The following is an 18483-nucleotide window of genomic DNA, read 5'->3' as shown; positions in this document are numbered from 1 at the left end:
GCGACGTCCGGAAGGCGGTGACGGGCCACGGTCACCCCCTGCTTTCCCCCATGGATACATCCGGGGCCGGCATGTGCCCGGCGCGACCGCCGATGCCGGTCCTCGACCGGTTCCGTTGTCGCCGTAGGTGGTCGCCGACGCGGGGAGACGACGTCACGGCCCACGCGACCGCATCTTCGACGCCCGCGGACTCATACGACCGTCCAGCTCCAAGTTGGACGGCCGCCAAAGTTCGCTAAAGTGGGGGAGGTTGACTCGGCGGGACGACATCGACCGCCGAAGCTGCACGAACGAGGGGGATGACAGTGGCCAATCAGGCCGAGACCAATATCGACCCGTGGGGGCGGTCGCTGGGCGAGACGTTGCGTCGGTGGTGGTGGGTGCCCACCGTGCTCGCGCTGATCGGGGCGTTGATCGGCGGTGTGGCCGGGGCCCGCACCCCGAGCACCGCCCAGGCGATGCTGCGGGTGCAGAGCTCGGGAGAGAACCCCGACGCCACGACGCAGCAGGCGCAGAGCGCGATGGCCGAACTCGACACCCACGAGGTGTTCGCCGCCGCCGCCGCCAAGCGCAACGTGCCGGAGGCCGTCCTGCGCGCCCGGACCAAGATCACGAACGTCTCGAACTCGTCGATCCTGTCGGTCGTCGTGACCGACCCCGACGCCAAGGTCGCGGTCGCCGACGCGAACGCCATCGCCGAGGCCGGCGTGGGCGTCAGCGCGGGGCGCCTGCAGAACGAGCTCAACGCCGTGACGGCGAGCACCGAGAGGCTCATCGGCGCGGCCAAGCTCGCCGACCCCGAGGCCGAGGCGCAGCGCGTCCTCCGGCTCGGCGGCCAGCTCGCCGACACCCAGGGCAACCTGCTGGTGCAGTCGCGTCAGCTCTCGCTGCTCCAGCGCGCCGACGCCTCCCAGGTGAGCTCGACGTCCCCGGTGCTGCTCGCCGGCATGGGCCTCATCGGTGGCGCCCTGCTCGGCATCGCCCTCGCGCTGCTCTTCGGCGGCCGCCGCGGCCGCATGGGCTCGCTGCGCGAGATGCGTCGCCTCTACCCCGACATCGAGTTCATCCCGGCGCGCGACGTGCCCGCCATCATGAGCATGGAGGCCGGTTCCGCCGACCGCATCGTCCTCTCGGGTGTGCGGGTGCCGGCGGGCGCCGTCCGCGGTCTCGTCGACCCCGTCACCTCGGGCGTCCACGCCGCCGGGCGCGACACGGCGATCACCGAGGACGTGGCCCAGTTCGGCGCCGACGTCCCTCGCGGCGGGCACACGGTCACCGTGCTGCAGACGCCGCTGTCCGGGGCGATCGTCAAGCGCGTCGCCCGCGACCCCCGCTCGGTTCTCATGGTCCTGGTGCGCCCGCACAAGACCCGGTTCGAGTGGCTCGACGAGCACGCACCCCAGTTCGGTGACCGCACTTACGTCGTCGTCGACAACTGACGTCGGCACCGACCGGGCCGACCCCCTGACCAGCCGCGCCACGCTCGCCCCCACGGAGAACCTCTCCGTGCGGGGGCGGGTCGAGCGCACCGCGGCTCGTCGCGGGCCCGATCCCGTCCCGTGGATCGCGTGGCTCTACGTCCTCAACTTCCTCCTGCAGCGCATCTCGCTGCCGGGGATCTCGATCCCCCTGACCGTCCCGATCACCCTCGCGTGGCTCGTCTTCGCGTGGCGGGCCAAGGTCCTGGTCATCGAACCCCGGCGCATGTCGCTGTGGGTCTTCGCGGCCGGCGCCGCGGCGTTCATGGTCGTCCCCCAGATCCTCTGGGTCGACCAGCTGTACATCAGCCCCGGCAGCTGGGCCTTCTGGATGGTCATCTGGGTGCCGATGTGCTTCATGTTCGCCGACCGGAGCCGGGAGACGTTCAACCGCGCGCTGCGGGCGATCACGACGATCGGGGTGTGGATCGCCTCGCTGTCGGTGTTCTTCTTCGCCTCGCAGGTGGCGGGGCTGCCGTACCGCGACTACCTCGGTGAGGCGCTGCCCTCGGACCTCCTGGTCCAGGACTTCGTCATCTCCTACCCGATCTTCTACGACAGCCCGCTGTACAAGTCCAACGGCTGGGTCGCGCTCGAACCGTCGTTCATGTCGTTCACGCTCGGCATGTGCATCATGGCGGGCCTGCTCACGAGCGCGAGCGTGTGGAAGATCGCGTGGATGGCGGCCGGCATGATCGTCACCGTCGGCGGGTCGGGCTTCGCTATCGTCCTCGCGGGCGTCGTCGTCATGGTGCTGTGCCGCCAGGGTCGCCTCCTGCGTCCTTACCTCGTCCCCGCGGTCATCCTCGGGTTCATCGCCGCACCGACGCAGGTCGGGCAACAGATCTGGACCCGGCTCTCGGAGGGCTCGAGCTCCAACTCGTCCACCGCGCTGCGCACGTTCGAGCCGTACGTGTACCTGTGGCCGCGCTGGATCGAGGACTGGCCACGCGTGCTCTTCGGCGGCGGTGCGGGCTCCTCGCACCTCATCGTCGGGGGGTCGGGTGTCCGGGGGCTCGTCGTACCGACGATCGGCAAGGTCTTCTACGACTACGGCCTCGTCGTCGGCGCCCTGCTCTTCCTCGTCTTCGTCGTCAGCTACGTGCGCTCCCCGGAGCCGGCCCTGGGCATGACGGTGCTCGCCTCCATGGCGATCATCCAGCCGCCCGCCCAGCCGCTCATGGTGCCGGCGTACCTGCTGGTCACGCTCTTCGCCCCGGCCCTGCGCGGCGACCGGCCGAACGGGACCGGCCCGCAGCGGCGGGAACCCCCGCCGGGCCTGCTCAAGCGGCTCCGCCCCCGGCGCGCCGCGCGCCGCCACGTCCCCTCCTGACCCGGAAGGACACCATGACCACGCCCGTGACCCCGGCGGAGTCCACGCCGACCACCCCGGCCGAGCAGTCGGCGCCGGAGACGACGCCCGGCCTCGTCAGCGTCATCATGCCCGCCCTCAACGAGGAGGCCTCGATCGAGGGGGCCGTCCGCTCGGCGCTGGAGCAGGCCGACGTCGACGTCGAGGTGCTCGTCGTCGACGGCCGCTCCAGCGATGCGACGGCGGCGATCGTCACGCGCCTCGCGCAGGAGGACCCCCGGGTCCGTCTCCTCGACAACCCGCAGGTGACGATCCCGGCGGCCCTCAACGTCGGCCTGGCCGCGGCGCGAGGAGAGTTCGTGGGCCGCATCGACGCGCACGCGACGGTGAGCCCCGACTACCTCGCCCGGGGCGTCGCCCACCTGCGCCGCGACGCCGCGCTGGCCGGCGTCGGCGGCCTGCGCCGCGGCGTGAGCGACTCGGCCACGGGCCGCGCCGTCGCGCTCGCCCTGTCGAGCCCGTTCGGGGTCGGCGACTCGATCAACCACTTCGGCACGAGCTACCAACTCACAGACCACGCGTCGTTCGGCGTGTACCGCACCGACGTGGCCCGCGGCGTCGGGGGCTGGGACGAGACGCTCCTCGTCAACGAGGACGTCGACTTCGACCACCGCATCCTCGCCACGGGCGCGACCCTCGGGTTCGAGCCGGCGATGCACATCGACTGGCACGTGCGCCGGACCGCGGCGGAGCTGGCCCGGCAGTACCGCCGCTACGGGCGCGGCAAGGCGGCGATGGCCCGCAAGAACGGGCGCGCCGCCATCCGCCCGCGTCACCTGGCGGCCCCGGTCGCCGTCGTGGGCACGGCCGGCCTCGCGCTGCTGGGTCTGCGGTTCCCGCGGTTCGCGGCCGCGGCCTACTCGCCGTACGTGCTCGGGCTCGGCGTCGCGACCGCCAAGGCCTGGTCGGAGCGCGACCGGTCGGCCCCGACCGACCTGCCCACCCTGCCCGCCTCGTTCGCGGCGATGCACTACGGCTGGGGCCTGGGCTTCATCGAGGGATACGTGTTCGGCCGGACCCCCCGCACCGCGAGCGGCGACACGCGCACGCGCTGACCCGGGCCGACCCGCACGACGACGCCCCGCCACCGATCCCGGTGGCGGGGCGTCGTCGTCGATCAGGGGGCGAGCGCGCCCGCCGGGGCCGGTGTCACCACTGGCGGCGGTACTCGGCCGCGGAGCGCGGGTTCTGCCCGCCCCAGATGTCGCTGCGGATGTGCGCGTCGGTGTCGTTGAAGTAGTTCTCGAGCACGAGGACGTCGGTGTGGTGCCGCATCCAGGCGCGCATCGCGGCGACGAAGTACGGGTTGTCGCCGTAGCCGCTGCGGCCGCGGGTGGCGACCCCCCACTCCGGGATCGTCATGCCCTTGCGGTGGGCGCGCGCGAACGCGGCGACGTCGGCCAGGCCCGGCGAGCCGGCCGGCCGCAGCGCCCGCGCCCACTCCCGCGCGTTCCGGGCCCGGGTGGGGATCTCGTCGTACACGTCGCAGCCGACCACGTCGACGACGTCGTCGCCGGGGTACAGCTTCGTCAGGCTGTCGAGACGGTGCCGCGACCCCGGCATCGAGTAGCCGCAGGTGATGTCGAAGTCGATGACGAGGCGCGGCGCGGTCCGCGTCATCGTCGTCGCGACCCGGCGGAACGCGGCGCGGTACGTCGCGGCCGTGGCGGCCGTCCCGCCGTGCCGGAACCAGTCGCCGTTGCCCTCGAAGCCGATCCGCACGATCGCGTTCCCGCGCCGGTGCCGCACGAGGTCGGTGGCGATCTTGCGCCACACCCGGTCGTAGCGGCCCTTCGCGACGTCGGCGAGGCTGCCGCCGCCGCGGCGGGGGAGCATCGGCAGGCCGTAGACGAGGCGGCCCGTGAAGGAGTCGAACGTCGCGACGTGCCACTCGGAGTCGAGCATGGTCGCCCACGTGTCGTACTCGGGATAGGTGGTCACCGCGTCGGTCGGCGTGCCGCGCCAGCGGCCGAAGGCCTCCGCGCGCGCCCCCGACATGTACCCGCCGGTCCACACGCCCGAGAACCAGCGCGTCTTGCTGCGGTTCGCCCCGAGGATGCGGGTCTTCGCCGTCGTGCGGGTGCTCGCCGCGGGCGCGGCCGGCGCGGTGGCCGGGGCGGCGAGGGCGGCGAGGGGGCCCGCGGCGGTGGCGAGCACCGGGGCGGTGAGGGCGGTCGCCGGGGCCGCGGCCGGGGCCGAGCGGGGCACGACCGCCGTGGCGGGCGCCGTGGCCGCCGTGGCCGCCGGGACGGTGAACGCCGGACCGGCGGCGGCGGAGGTCACGGGGCCGAGGCCCCCCAGGGCGGTGGCGGCGGCCAGGGCGAGCGCCACCACGGGGGCGGCGCGACGAGGGCGGATGCGCGAGGAGCTCACGCTCCCCCATCGGCCGTGAACGCGCCTGCATCACCCCCGCGCGCAAGGATCACGCGCGGCGGCGATCGCGACGGGTCGTCAGTCGCCGTCGCGCACGAGGCGCTCGCCGTCCTCCCGGTACGTCTCGCCGGTGCGCGGGCAGCGCCACGTGCCGTCGCCGGTGTCCTCCAGGGGCTCGCCGGCCCGCCCGACCCAGCGCAGGCGCCGCGCCGGGACCCCGGCGACGAGCGCGTAGTCGGGCACGTCCTTCGTGACGACGGACCCGGCGGCGACGAGGGCCCAGGCGCCGATCGTCACCGGCGCGACGCACACCGCACGGGCCCCGATCGAGGAGCCCTGGCGGCACGTGACGCCGACGGCCTCCCAGTCGTCGCCGCGCTTGAGGCTGCCGTCGGGGGCGACGGACCGCGGGTAGTGGTCGTTGGTGAAGACGACGGCCGGGCCGACGAACACGCCGTCCTCGAGGACCGCCGGCTCGTACACGAGGGCGTAGTTCTGCAGTTTGCAGTTGTCGCCCATGCGGACCCCGGTGCCCACGTAGGCCCCCCGCCCGACGATGCAGTTCTCGCCGAGCACGGCCTGCTCGCGCACCTGCGCGAGGTGCCAGACGCTGGATCCTTCGCCGATCCGGGCGTCGGGCGAGACGTCGGCGCTGGGCTGGATGCGGACGGGCATGTCGGTCTCCTGACGGTGGCGGGGCGATGGACTCACGCGGCCGGCCGACGGCGGCGGTCCTCGTGGTCATCGCGGGTCGTCGTGCTCGGCCGCCAGCCTATGCCGCCGACCCGCGCGCTCCGGGGCGCGGCGCGTCGGGCGGTCCGCGCGTCGAGCGGCGCGGACTCCCCCGTGCGGTACGGTGACCGGGCCCCGTCTGCCGCGCCCCGCGCCCGAGGAGGATGTTCCGAATGTCGAGCGAACCGGGTGCACCGCCCGGAGGAGTCGAGGCGGTCACCGACCCCGCGACCGACCCACCGCACGTCCTCTACGTCGCCTGGGGCTACCCGCCCTCCCGCGGCGGCGGCGTCTACCGGGCCCTGGCCACGGCCAACGGGTTCGCGGAGGCCGGCTGCCGGGTCACGGTGCTGACGGCCGAGCGCGAGACGTTCATCGAGTTCACGGGCGCCGACTTCTCCCTCGAGGACAAGATCCACCCCGACATCGAGATCGTCCGGCTGCCCTTCTCGTGGCCGGCCATGGAGACGAACATCCGCAAGTGGCCGGCCCTGCGGGCGTTCGCCCCGAAGCTGTGGCGCAAGCGGCAGCTGCGCAACGACACGAAGAACTTCCCCGAGAACGGGTACGGCCCGTGGCGCGAGCCCCTCGAGGCGGCCGCGCTCGACATCCACCGGCGCCGCCCCGTCGACCTCGTCGTCGCCAGCGCCAACCCGAACGTCGACTTCATGGCCGCCGACGTCCTCCACCGCCGTCACGGCGTCCCCTACGTCATGGACTACCGCGACGCGTGGATGCTCGACGTCTTCGACGGCTCGTTCCTGCACGAGCAGGGCGGCCGCGTCGACCAGCTCGAGAAGCGGCTGCTCAACTCGGCCCGCGAGGTGTGGTTCGTCAACGAGCCCATCCGCGCCTGGCACCAGCGCCGGCACCCCCACCTCGCCGACCGGATGCACGTCGTCGCCAACGGCTACGACCCGGAGTTCGCCCCGCTCCCCTCGGTCGAGCCGGCCGCCGCCGACGCCCCGCTGACGTTCGGGTACATCGGCACGGCGTCCGCGAAGGTGCCGCTCGCGGAGTTCGCGGAGGGCTGGCGGCTCGCCCGCGGGCGCCACGAGGCCCTCGCCGGGGCCCGCGCCCAGCTGTGGGGCTACCTCGGCTTCTACTCGGCGCCGAGCCACGTGCTCCTCACCCTCGTCGACGCCTTCCGGCCCGACGGTCTCAGCTACGAGGGACCGGTCCCCAAGGCCAAGGTGCAGTCCACCTACGCCTCGTTCGACGCGTGCCTGCTCATCCTCGGCGCCGGGAAGTACGTGACGAGCGGCAAGGTCTTCGAGTACGCCGCGTCGGCGCTGCCGATCGTCGCGGTGCACGACCCGGGCAACGCCGCGACCGACGTCCTGCGCGAGTACCCGCTGTGGTTCCCGGTGGCCGACCTCGAGCCCGAGTCGATCGCCACCGCCCTGGAGGCCGCCGCGGTCGCGGCCCGCGAGGCCGACCCGGCCACCCGCGAGGCCTGCCGCGAGTTCGCCCGGCGCTACTCGCGCGAGCTGCAGCTCGCCCCCCGCATCGAGGCGCTGCGCGACGGCATCACCGGCACGAGGACCAGCCCGAAGGAGTCGGCGTGAAGGTCGTGTTCATGGACACGGGCCGCGGCAACCACCGCGGCGTCATCGAGGGATGGCGCACCAAGCTCGAGCTGCGCGGCGACGACAGCGTCTCGCTGCTGAGCTGGCAGCCCCCCCGGGAGCCCCTGCCGGTCGTCGAGCACCTGGTCTTCGGGCCGCGCCTCGACCCGCGCCGCAAGGAGCCCCGCCGGAGCGAGACGGCCTACGACCTGTTCCACGACGCCGACATCGACTCCTCGGCCATGCGCCGCGAGGACGCGAAGCTGCCGCCGAAGGACAGCGCCGCCGAGAAGCAGGCGCAGGAGAGCGACGCGGTCAGCGGCGAGGCCGACTCCTCCCTCGGCGAGGCCGACCTCGCCGAGCAGATGCCGGAGACCGTGCTCGGGAGCGACGCCCTGGATCCCGAGGCGTTCGCGGGCGACGAGGAGTTCGACGAGGCCGTCGCCGGGTCCGTGCGGGCCCGCGCCACGACGCTGCCCGTCTACCACCCCACCCGGCTGCGCAAGGCGGCGCTGTGGCGGGCCAACCGCGTCCGCATCACCGCCCGCAACGGCTACCGGGGCGTCAAGCGGCGCGTCCGCGCGAGCGACAGCCGCCCGGCCCGCGTGGCCCAGACGCTCATGGGCGCGACGTCCGACGGGATCGCCACCCAGTTCGCCCTCTCGGTCGCCCGCTCCGACATGGCGGCCGAGGTGTTCCGCGGCGCCGACCTCGTCATGCCGATGGACTCGCGCTCGCAGCGGGCCGCCTGGGTGCTCGCGCACCGCATCGACGGACCCGCCGTCGTCGTCGGGTTCCCCGCGGGCATCCGCGCCCTCGACGCGCGGCGCAGCGACTGATCGAGCAGCCCCGGGCATCCCGGCGGGCCTCCCCTTCGGAGGTGGTCGCGCGGCTACCCTCGGACGGGTGGATTCCACTGCGCCGCAGGCGCCCCCGAGCCGCGGCCGAAGGCAGCTCCCGAGTCCGCCCGGGGTGCTGACCACCGCGCTCGTGCCGGTGATCGTGGCCGGAGGGCTCGTTTCGGTGCCGTTGTCACGTATGGGGGCCCTCTGGCCGACGTATATCGGGGTGGGGGCGCTGGCCCTGCTCATCGCGGGGTCCCGCACTCTGGCGACCTGGCGGGGCCGTCGAGGTCGGGCCCGCACATCGGCCGCGCTGGCCTGGGCGTTCCTGGGGTTCTGGGTCGTCCTCGCGGCGTGGAGTCCCGTCGCCCGCGCAGCCACCCCGGATCCGGTCGTCGGCGACCGGGAGCTCCTGGCCCTCGCGAGCAGCGGAATCCTCGCGTGTACGGCCTTGATCCTGGCGACCGGGGACCGCGCGGGGCTGCATGGCCTGCGCCGTGGCTGGTGCCTCGGGCTGGCGCTCTCGGTGGTGATCGCGGCCTGGGAGCTGACGACCCGGCGGCACCTGTGGATCGACGCGGCCCATCCGTGGCCGTTCGGTGACGCCCTCATGGCCGTGGGCACCTATCAGAACCCGAACAACTTCGCGGGCGCGCTCGTGGCCATGGTCGCCGGAACCCTCGCGCTCGCCGCCCGGGCGTCGCGACCGACACGGGCGGCGCTGCTCGCGCTCGTCGCCGCGGGTGGGGTCGTCGTCTTCCTCACGGGCAGCCGGTCGGGGCTCGCGGCCCTCGCTCTCGTGTTCGCACTCGAGGGATGGCGGTTGCTGCGGGGCCGGCTGGGCGGGCGGCGTCTGCGCGACGTCGCCTCGGCGCATCGTGGGGCTGCGACAGCGGTCCTCGTCGCCGGAGCGGTCGTTCTCCTCGCCCTCCTCTTCGCGCCCGGAGTGTCGCGCAACCCGCTGCGCCGCCTCCTGCTCGGCGCGTTCGACCCCGAGACAGCACGCTCCGACTCGCTACGAGCCGGCCTCATCACGGCGGCCTGGCGGTATCTTCGCGAGTCGAGCTGGCTGGGTTCCGGAGCCGGATCCTTCGAGCCCCTGCTGTACGCGGACCCCGACGCGAACGTCATCAAGCTGACCAACCTGCACAACGCCTTCGTCGAGCTCGTCACGCAATACGGAGTCGTCGTCGGTGCCGCCTTCGCGCTCGTGCTCGCCACGGTCGCCGCCACCGTCGCCCGAACGGCGTGGCGCGAGCGCGGCCGCGTCGGCACATCCGCGGAGACGACCCGAGTCGACCTCGCGGAGGCGACCGGTCAGTGCGCGGCGTTCGCGGCGTTCGGCCTCAGCGCCAGCTCCGCGCTCCCCCACCAGACGTGGTGGCTCGCCCTCGCGGCGGCGGCAGCGGCAGCATCCTGGGCGGCCTCCGGTCACGGGGGCAGATTCGGGACCGAGCCCGGTGGCCCCTCGGCCCGGTCCCGCTCGCAGAAGCATCCGTCCCCGGGCACTGCCTCGTCCGCCCCCGACGACGGCCCCGACGAGCGCGAGCCGAGCCGTCATCGCCGCGCTCGCCGCCGCGAGGACGTGTCCCCGATAGGGTTTCGCCCGTGACGGCTCACCGCGTACTCATGATGGTCGGCAACGACATTCGCCACGACACCCGCGTGCTCAAGACGGCGCTCGCGCTCGCCGACGGTGGGGTCGACGTGACGATCCTCGGCTACGCCAGTTCGGGCGCGCGGGAGGAGTCTCACCTCGGGCCCGTGCGGATCGTCCGGGTGCCGGTGGCGTGGCGGCTGCGGGACCGGATGTGGGCGCGGCAGCGCGCGGCGCGGGAGCGGCGTCTCTTCCACGGCGCGCTCGACCAGCGCGGCCGCCGCCTCGCCGCCCTCGAGGCCGGGCTCCGGGCTCGGGAGGCCGAGCAGCTCGGCGGGCGCGGGCGCCGGGCGCGCGCGGTCGTCGGCCGCGCCTCCGCCAAGGTCGCGGCCGTGCGGCAGCGGTACGGCTCCGGCATCGCCCGACGCGAGACGGCGTGGCGGTCCGACTTCGAGACGTGGCTCGCCGGGCAGGACACGGGCGCGAGCTGGCGGCGGATCATCCCCGAGATCGACGACTACGAGCTGGCGTTCGGGCCCGCGATCGACGAACTCGACTGGGACGTCATCCACGCGCACGACGTCCACCTCGTCGGCGTCGCGACCCGCGCCGTGGCGCGCCGCCGAGCCCGGGGCGGCCCGGGCGACGCCGACGCGCGCTGGGTCTACGACGCGCACGAGTTCGTCGCCGGGCTGTCGGTGTACCCGCCGCGCACGAAGCGGAAGGTGGCCGCCTACCTGGACCTCGAGCAGGAGTACGTGCGGGGCGCCTCGGGCGTCGTCACCGTCACCGAGCCGCTCGCGGTCGAGCTGCAGCGCCGCTACCGCCTCCCCGACACCCCCACCGTGGTGATGAACAGCCCCGTCCTCGGCGACGCGACCCGCGACATCGAGGTCGGCATCCGCGAGGCCTGCGGCCTGGCGCCCGACGTGCCGCTCATGGTCTACAGCGGCGGCGTGACGGTGGCGCGCGGCATCGACACCGCCGTCGAGGCCCTGCCGCAGCTCGACGGCGTCCACCTGGCCGTCGTGTGCGTGCCCCACCACAAGGTGACGCCGGCCACTCTCCTGGCCGAGAAGGCCGCGCAGCTCGGCGTCGCCGACCGCCTCCACCTGCTCGACCCGGTCCCCCCGGACCAGGTGTCGAGCTTCGTCGCCTCGGCCGACGTCGGCATCATCCCGCTGCGGCACTTCGGCAGCCACGAGGTGGCGCTCGCCAACAAGCTCTTCGAGTACACCTACGCGGGGCTGCCGGTGCTCGTCAGCGACTGCAAGGCGCAGGCCGAGTTCGTGTCCCGGCACGGCCTGGGTGGGGTCCACACGGCCGACGACCCGGACTCGTTCGCGGCCGCGCTGCGCGACGTCCTCGACCGCGCGTCGCAGATCCGCCGGACCATCGCCGACTCCCCCGGCCTGCTCGAGCCGTACTCGTGGCCGCACCAGGAGAAGAATCTGCGCGACTTCTACCGCCGGCTCCTGCGCGACCCCGACGGGATCGTCGAGCCCGCGGCGTCGTCCACGCTCGACGGACTCACCGAGCAGCCGGTCGAGCGCACCGACCGGCCGTCGGTCGTCGGGATCGGGCCGGCGAACATGGCCGGGCAGGCGTGGGCGTGGGCCAAGGCGGTCGAGGCGAACGTGCCCGGGGTCCGCACCCAGGTCATGGTCGTGGACCGCGACCTGCCACTGCTCTTCCCGGCCGACGAGGTCGTGCCCGTCGCCACGTACCGCCGCGACCCGGCCTGGGGCCAGGCGTTCGAGTCCCGCGCCCTCGCCGAGTGGACCCACGCCCTGCTCGAGGCCGGTCGCCCCCTGTTCGGCGTCCGCCACGGCGGCGACTTCTCCGGGGACGCCGAGGTCATGCGCCGCGTCGGCATCCGCGTCGGCCTGCTCCTGCACGGCTCCGAGGCCCGCAACCCGGCCCGGCACGCGACGACGACTCCGTGGTCGCCCTTCACCGACCCCGACGAGGAGCTCACGGCCCGCCTCCAGCGGCAGTTCGACGCCCTCGCCCCGAAGTTCGTCGAATTCGCCGCCTCCGGGGCGGGGCCCGTGTTCGTCTCCACGCCCGATCTGCTCGACGACGTCGAGGGGTCGATCTGGCTGCCGGTGTGCGTCGACGCCGCGGTGTGGCGCTCCGATCGCGAGGTCGGCACGGGCGAGCGGCCCGTCGTGCTCCACGCGCCGAGCCGGGCCTCGCTCAAGGGGTCCGCGCGGGCCGACGAGACGGCGCAGGCGCTCGCGGACGCCGGGGTCATCGACTACCGCCGCGTCGAGGGGGTCCCCCCGGAGGAGATGCCGGCCCTGGTCGCCGACGCCGACATCGTCCTCGACCAGTTCGCGCTCGGCAGCTACGGGGTCATGGCCGTCCAGGGCATGGCCGCCGGGCGGGCCGTCATCGGGCACGTCACCGAGCGGGTGCGGGGCGTCGCCGACGCCGCGGCCCGGGCGGAGGGCGCCGGCCCGCTCCCCATCGTCGAGGCCTCCCCCGACACCCTCGCCGACGAGCTGCGCCGCCTCGCCGCGGACCGCGACGCGCTGCGCGCCGCCGCCCACGCCGGGCGCGAGTTCGCCGGGGCCGTCCACGACGGCCGGCTCAGCGCGCGCGTGCTCGCCGAGCACCTGCGTCTGCGCGGCGACTGACCCGGGGCCACGACTCCGGGCGGCTCCCGGCCCGACGGTGCGGGTCGGCGCGCCTCTGCCGCGCCGACGAACCATTCGGGCCGGGTCGAGCACCCGATCGACGTACCCGCCCGGTCGTTCGCGCTGGTCAGCGGGCTGTCGCCCCGAACGCGTCCCCATCGACCAGGCCCAAATGGTTCGTGACGTCGGGCGCCGCCCCGGATCAGCCCTCGGGGCGGGCGGCGTCAGCGGTCTCGCTGCCGTCGTCGCTACCGCCCCCGCTGTCCTCGTGGTCACCGTCGCCGACGAGCCAGGTGCCGAGCACCTGCGCGGAGCGGCGGCCGTCGTGGACCTCGCGGGCGAAGGCGACCCCGGCCTCGCCGAGCTCACGGAGCCGGGCGGGGTCGGCGACGAGGCCGCGGAGCACGTCCGCGACGGTGTCGAGGGTGGCCTCGACGACGGGCAGGTCGAGCCCGGTCGTCTCCTTCACGTGCGCGCGGACGTCGTCGGTGACGTGCCCGACGACGACGCGGCCGGCGGCCATGGCCTCCACGGCGGCGACGCCGTAGCTGCCGATGACGAACTGGTCGAGGACGACGTCGCTGTCGCGGTACACCCCCGGCATGGCGGCCGGGTTCAGGTTCTCGATGCGCCGGTACTCGAGCACGCCCTCGCGCTCCAGCTCACGGACCGTCGCGTCGAGCGGCGCCGAACCCTTGAGCGGCCCGTGGCTCGGGGCGTGGGCGACGACGATCCGCTCGCCCGCCCCCGGCACGGTGTCGGCGCGCCAGCGGTCGAGGTCGACGACGACCGGGCACCAGGTCGCCTCCGGCACGAACGCGAGCAGGTCGGGTGTCGAGGCGAACCGGGGCCCGTCGAAGTTCCGCATGAGCTCGACGTTGAGCTGGGCGCGCTCCTCCATGACCTCGATGCTCGGCACGCCGGTCCAGTACTCGTCGCGGAACGCCGAGTACGGGGTGAGCGTGCGGTGCACGCTCGGGATCCGGACGTCGGTGCCGTGCGCGATCATCGCGACGGACACGCCCGCCGCGCGCAGCTGCGGGATCTCGCCCGTCGGCTTGAGGCCGTGCCGGTAGCCGGTCACGGGACGCATGGCCTCGATGAGCACGTGCGTGTAGAGCTGGGTGAGGTACCGCTCTTGGCGCAGCGGCCACGCCTCGGCCTCGAAGTGCTTGCGGTCCACCGTGTAGTCGGTCTCGAACGCGAGCACAGGGTTGTCGGGGGCCATGGCCCGCGCGCTCACGCCGGGCAGGTGCCGTTCCGCGGCCCGCGCCCACGCGGTGCCCTGACCGGCGAAGTTGGCGGGGCCGACCCACAGCCGGACGTCGGCGTCGCGGGCCGGTGACGGGCGCATCGGCAGGTTGCTGGGCGTCGACCAGCCGGGCACCTCCTCCGCGGGCCGCAGCTCGCCCCCGACGAGCGCCTGCAGCGCCTGGGCCGAGAAGTGCCCGTCGTGGACAGCGCGGACGTACTCGGGGCCGAGCGCGGCGTGGGCCGCCGCGGCGTCGCGGTCGTCGAGGACGCGCTCGATCTGCTCGCGCAGGGTCTCGGGCGTCACCTCGACGATGGGGCAGTCCAGCCCCGCGGCGGACCGGATGCGGTCGCGCACGGCGTCGCCGAGGAACGCCATCGTCACCCGGCCGGCGGCCATGGCCTCGATCGAGGCGACGCCGTACAGCCCGAGCACGACCTGGTCGACGACGATGTCGGCCTCCTGGTACTCGAGGCGGACGGCGTCGTGGTCGAGGCCGCGCAGGGTGCGGTACTCGATGCGGCCCTCGTCGGCGAGCGCCGTGAGCACCGGGTCGATGAACTCGGTGCCCTTGAGGCGGCCGTTGCTGGGGATGTGGACGACCCGCGGGCGTCGCCGCTGCAGCAGCGGCCAGTCCGACACCCAGTACGTGGGGTTGACGACGGCCGGGCACCAGGTCGCGCCGGGCACGTAGTCGAGCAGGTCGGGGGTGGAGACGAAGACGGGTCCGTCGAACTCGCGCAGGAGCCGGGCGTTGATCTCGGCCCGCTTCTGGAGGATCTTCGTCGTGCGGTCGTCGGGGTCGTCGAACGGCGAGTGCGGGAACCGGGCGGCGTGCTCGCTGGGGATGCGCACGTCGGAGCCGTGCGAGATGAGCCCCACCTGCAGGCCCGCCGCGCGCAGGCGCGGCAGCTCGGGGGCGCAGGTGCGTCCGTACAGCGTGCCGAAGACGGGGCGCTCGGCCTCGACGAGGACGTGGGAGTAGTTCGCGAGGACGTACTTCTCCTGCTCGTACTGCCACTTGGCGTCGCGGTAGACGCTGGGATCGACCTCCTGGTCGACGGCGAAGCGCATCGCGCCGGTGACGGCCATGCACCGCGCCCCGACGCCCTCGATGTTCCGGTCGACCGAGCGCGCCCACAGGCGGCCCTGACCGGCGAAGTTCGCGGGTGCGATCCACAGCCGCGTCGGTTCGGCGGGCGGCACGGGCCGCTTGGACCCGGCCTCGAACAGCGCGCGCGAGACCGCGGGCGGGACCTCCTTGCCGGCGGCCCGGTCGATGACCCGGGCCACGCGCGTCGGCATCCGGCGCCGCACGTCGCGCAGGCCGTCGCGGACGGGCTCCGGCAGGTTCCGGCGGACGGGCGAATCGGGCCCGATCACGGCCCGCAACCCCGTCCGCAGCGCCGCCCCCGGCTTCCCGCCCTCGCGTCCTGCGCTCATGTGGTGCTCCCCTCGCTCGTTCCGTCGGCGTGCTGCTCGTCGTTCGGGGCGGCGGGCCCGTCGTCCTCGTCGCCCTCCCCCCGTTCACCATGCACGTTCTCGTGCGCCAGCTCCGCCACCGCCGCGGCGAAGGCGCGGTACGGCGAGGCCGCGGCGTCGCCGGGCGCCCCCGCGCGGCGGGCCGCGTCGCGGACGACGGCCAGGGCGGCGCGGTCGTCGGCCCACCCCCGCAGCACGTGAGCGGCGGCGGCGCCGACCACGGCGTCCGGGGTGGATGCCGCCGACCCGGCGGACGCGCCGGACCGGGCCGCCGCCCCCGCGGGCACCACGGCCCCGGCGCCGCTGTCGGTCACGACCTGCGCGGGCCGCGGCAGGTCGGTCGTGACGACCGGGAGCCCGCACGCGAGGTACTCGCCCAGCTTGCTCGGCATCGCCTCGCGGAACGCGGGGGTGTCGGACAGGAGGAGGAACCCGCACCACGCCCCGCGCGCGTACTCCCACGCCTGGGTGGGTGGGAGCCGGCCGAGCAGCCGCACGCGCTCGCCCAGCGGGGCGGCGCCGTCCGGGCCGGGGGCCGCGAGCACCTCGGCGAGGCGGTCGGCGTCGGCGGGAGCGACCGGGCCGACGAGGTCGAGGGCCCAGTCCGGAGCGAGGCGCACGGCCTCGATCATCGCGAAGAGCCCCCGCGTGGCCCGCAGGTCGCCGACGTACAGGGCGCGGGGTCGCTCGTCGGGCTCGGAGGGTCCGGGCAGCATCTCGGCGACCGGTTCATTGGGCAGCACGAGGCGGTGGCGCGCCCGCAGCGGGGGCACGTGGTCGTCGGCGACGACCGTCAGCGCCGCGCGCCGCGCCACCTGGGTGAACGCCGACACGAGGCGCCGGGCGCCATAACCGGCGAGCCCGCCGTACGACCCCGCCCACGGCCGGTCGGAGAGCAGCTTGGCGAAGTCCTCGTGGACGTCGACGACGAGCACGCGGCCGCTGGCCAGCACCGCGGCGTTGGCGGCGAGCGCGGAGTCGGGGTCGAGGGTCATGACGACCCGGCCGCGGGCCCGCGCGGCCATGCGGCCCGCGAGATGCACCCGGGCCAGGCCTCCCGGCCGGTCCCACGTCGTCACGCTCGCGCCGGGCGGGCCGTCTGCGGCGTCGCCGAGCCCGAGGACCTCGACGTCGAGCCCGACGGCGAGCAGGGCCGCGACCTCGCGGTGCAGCCGTGCGTCGGCGACGTCGTGGCCGGAGGTCACGACCGAGACGTCGACCGGCGCGGCCACGGGACTACAGCTCTTCCATCGTCGCGGGCGTCTGGCCGACCTTGACGAAGCGGGTGTAGGCGTCGACGCACTCGGCGGGCGAGGCGTGCATCATGATCTTCCCCTTGTGCAGCCAGATGCAGTCGCTGCACATCTCCTTGACGCTGCCGAGCGCGTGGCTGACGAGGAAGAGGGCCCGCGCCGAGCTGCGCAGCTCGTCCATCTTGGCCTGGGCCTTCTCGCGGAACGCGGCGTCGCCGGCCGAGAGGGCCTCGTCGACCATGAGGATGTCGGGCTTCATGTGCACGGCCACCGAGAACGCGAGGCGGCTGAACATGCCCGAGGAGTACGTGCGCATCGGGGCGTCGATGTAGTCGCCCAGCTCGGCCCACTCGGCGACGTCGTTGGCCCGCTCCTCGACCTCGGCGCGCGAGAGCCCCGAGGCGAGGCCGCCGAGGATGACGTTCTCGCGGCCCGAGAGCATCGCGTTGAACCCGACGCCGAGCGCGAGGAGGGTGCTGGCCCGACCCCACGTCTCGATACGGCCCTTGGTGGGCGGCAGGATGCCGGCGAGCGCGCGCATGATCGTCGACTTGCCGGCGCCGTTGCTGCCGATGATGCCGAGCGCGGTGCCGTTGGCGACGTCGAAGCTCACGTCGTTGACGGCGTTGACCTCGATGAGGGCCCGCTCCCCACGCCCCGCCCGCACGATGGCGTTCTTGAACGTCGGGACGCGCTCGAACGTCGTCCGGTAGGTGATCGACAGGTGCTGGACGCTCACGGCGAGGTCGGTGCGACCCGAGTTGTCGCGGAACGTGTACTCCCCGTCGCCGGAGGTGGGTCCCTCGCGCTTGGGCCGCTTCGAGCTCATGGAGAACGAGCCCCCGACGAGCCCGCGGTCGCCCGACGTCGGCGCCGGCGTGGCGGGGGCGGTCTTCGCGGGGGCGGCCTTCGCGGCGGCCTCGTCGGCCGTGCCCCCGCCCACCCCGGTGGTCTGCTCCTGCTCAGAGGCGGACAGCGAAATCACGCTCCCTCGACATGAAGAATCCGAACCCCACGAGCGCGGCCCCGAAGGCCCAGGCAGCGGCGATGAGCCACACGCTCAGGGACGGGAAGACGCCGCGCTGCAGCGCCTCGCCGTACCCGCCGATGAGCGCGTAGAGCGGGTTGAACGGCGCGAGGATCTCGGCGAACCGGTGCCCCCGGAGGGCATCGATCGTCCACAGCACCGGCGAGGTGTACAGCCAGATGCGCATGACGTACGGCAGGAAGCTGCTCGTGTCGCGGAAGTACACCTGCAGGGCCGCGAACACCGCGGCCAGTCCCGCCGCGAAGATCGTGATGAACAGCAGGAAGATCGGGGCCGCGACGAAGGTCGCGACGTTCCACGGGTTGCCGGCGAGGATGTGGAAGACGATGTACACCGGCACGGTCGGCAGGAACCGGTAGAACCCGGTGCGCACGGCCGCGAGCGGCAACAGCAGGCGCGGGAACGCCGTGTTGAGGATGAGCTTCCCGGCCCCGACGACCGACCCGGCGCCCGTGCCGACGGCCCCCTGGAAGAAGTAGAAGACGAAGAGCCCGCCGGTGATGTGGGCCATCTGCTGGGCGTCGAAGCCCTGGCCGATCTTGCCCGAGACGACGTTGAGCAGGAAGTAGTACACGAGCGCGAGGAGCAGCGGGTTGATGACGAGCCAGGCCTGCCCGAAGAACGTCATCGAGTTGGCCCCGCGCATGCCCGCCTTGCTCGACTCGGCGGCGAACTCGCGCCGCTTCCAGAGCTCCTTGAAGTAGACGCCGAGCTTGGGCAGGCCCACCTTGTGCGGTTCGTACAGGTGGTAGACGGAGGTGTAGGAGTCGTCGGCCGCCGAGGCCGAGGACTCCGAGCGCGGGGTCGCGGTGCTCATCGCTGCCCTCCCGTCGCTGCTGTCGTG

General features: G+C 74.1%; 13 protein-coding genes. 7 read left to right on the top strand and 6 right to left on the bottom strand.

Going from position 1 to position 18483, the window contains the following annotated elements:
- Positions 1 to 299 precede the first annotated feature (299 nt).
- From ICW24_RS03900 to ICW24_RS03890, 3 genes are read left to right on the top strand one after another with little or no spacing between them, the layout of a single operon-like run.
- Positions 300 to 1439: a YveK family protein gene (locus tag ICW24_RS03900; protein WP_226344405.1), complete on the top strand. Its 1140-nt coding sequence runs from the start codon at positions 300 to 302 to the stop codon at positions 1437 to 1439.
- Positions 1408 to 2811, top strand: a complete 1404-nt coding sequence (locus ICW24_RS03895; RefSeq protein WP_226344404.1) for a hypothetical protein — start codon at positions 1408 to 1410, stop codon at positions 2809 to 2811. The genes ICW24_RS03900 and ICW24_RS03895 overlap by 32 nt, the downstream gene beginning before the upstream one ends.
- Positions 2812 to 2825: 14 nt before the next feature.
- Positions 2826 to 3905: a glycosyltransferase gene (locus ICW24_RS03890; RefSeq protein ID WP_226344403.1), complete on the top strand. Its 1080-nt coding sequence runs from the start codon at positions 2826 to 2828 to the stop codon at positions 3903 to 3905.
- 94 nt (positions 3906 to 3999) lie between these two features.
- On the opposite strand, the gene ICW24_RS03885 is transcribed toward ICW24_RS03890, so the two are convergent.
- Together ICW24_RS03885 and ICW24_RS03880 are read right to left on the bottom strand one after the other, a co-directional pair.
- Positions 4000 to 5223, bottom strand: coding sequence for a glycosyl hydrolase (locus tag ICW24_RS03885; protein WP_226344402.1), 1224 nt, complete (start codon positions 5221 to 5223; stop codon positions 4000 to 4002).
- 78 nt (positions 5224 to 5301) lie between these two features.
- Positions 5302 to 5898 (bottom strand): acyltransferase, encoded by a 597-nt coding sequence (locus ICW24_RS03880; protein ID WP_226344401.1) that lies wholly within the window; start codon positions 5896 to 5898, stop codon positions 5302 to 5304.
- Positions 5899 to 6128: 230 nt separating this feature from the next.
- On the opposite strand from ICW24_RS03880, the gene ICW24_RS03875 reads away from it, so the two are divergent.
- From ICW24_RS03875 to ICW24_RS03860, 4 genes are all read left to right on the top strand, one after another.
- On the top strand, positions 6129 to 7523 hold the full coding sequence (locus ICW24_RS03875; protein WP_226344400.1) for a glycosyltransferase: 1395 nt from the start codon (positions 6129 to 6131) through the stop codon (positions 7521 to 7523).
- A complete protein-coding gene (locus ICW24_RS03870; RefSeq protein ID WP_226344399.1) occupies positions 7520 to 8362 on the top strand; it encodes a hypothetical protein in 843 nt (280 codons plus the stop codon). Before ICW24_RS03875 ends, ICW24_RS03870 begins: the two co-directional genes overlap by 4 nt.
- A 67-nt stretch (positions 8363 to 8429) precedes the next feature.
- Positions 8430 to 9977: an O-antigen ligase family protein gene (locus ICW24_RS19610; protein ID WP_226344398.1), complete on the top strand. Its 1548-nt coding sequence runs from the start codon at positions 8430 to 8432 to the stop codon at positions 9975 to 9977.
- Positions 9974 to 12604, top strand: coding sequence for a glycosyltransferase family 4 protein (locus ICW24_RS03860; RefSeq protein ID WP_226344397.1), 2631 nt, complete (start codon positions 9974 to 9976; stop codon positions 12602 to 12604). Before ICW24_RS19610 ends, ICW24_RS03860 begins: the two co-directional genes overlap by 4 nt.
- 202 nt (positions 12605 to 12806) lie before the next feature.
- Here the strand turns inward: ICW24_RS03860 and ICW24_RS03855 are convergent, their stop codons facing one another.
- From ICW24_RS03855 to ICW24_RS03840, 4 genes are read right to left on the bottom strand one after another with little or no spacing between them, the layout of a single operon-like run.
- Entirely contained in the window at positions 12807 to 15299 is a 2493-nt protein-coding gene (locus tag ICW24_RS03855; RefSeq protein WP_226344396.1) for a glycosyltransferase, read from the bottom strand.
- Positions 15296 to 16570 (bottom strand): glycosyltransferase, encoded by a 1275-nt coding sequence (locus ICW24_RS03850; protein WP_226344395.1) that lies wholly within the window; start codon positions 16568 to 16570, stop codon positions 15296 to 15298. The genes ICW24_RS03855 and ICW24_RS03850 overlap by 4 nt, the downstream gene beginning before the upstream one ends.
- Positions 16571 to 16574: 4 nt before the next feature.
- Positions 16575 to 17576, bottom strand: a complete 1002-nt coding sequence (locus ICW24_RS03845) for an ABC transporter ATP-binding protein (RefSeq protein WP_226344394.1) — start codon at positions 17574 to 17576, stop codon at positions 16575 to 16577.
- The gene (locus ICW24_RS03840; protein ID WP_226344393.1) at positions 17554 to 18456 is read right to left on the bottom strand and encodes an ABC transporter permease; all 903 of its coding nucleotides are present in this window, start codon (positions 18454 to 18456) and stop codon (positions 17554 to 17556) included. Before ICW24_RS03840 ends, ICW24_RS03845 begins: the two co-directional genes overlap by 23 nt.
- Positions 18457 to 18483: the final 27 nt, after the last annotated feature.

The organism is Agilicoccus flavus (assembly GCF_014857905.1).
In the GTDB taxonomy this organism is placed as follows: Bacteria; Actinomycetota; Actinomycetes; order Actinomycetales; family Dermatophilaceae; genus Agilicoccus; species Agilicoccus flavus.
Note: the sequence above shows the minus strand (reverse complement) of the source record. Positions and strands in the feature narration are given on the sequence as shown.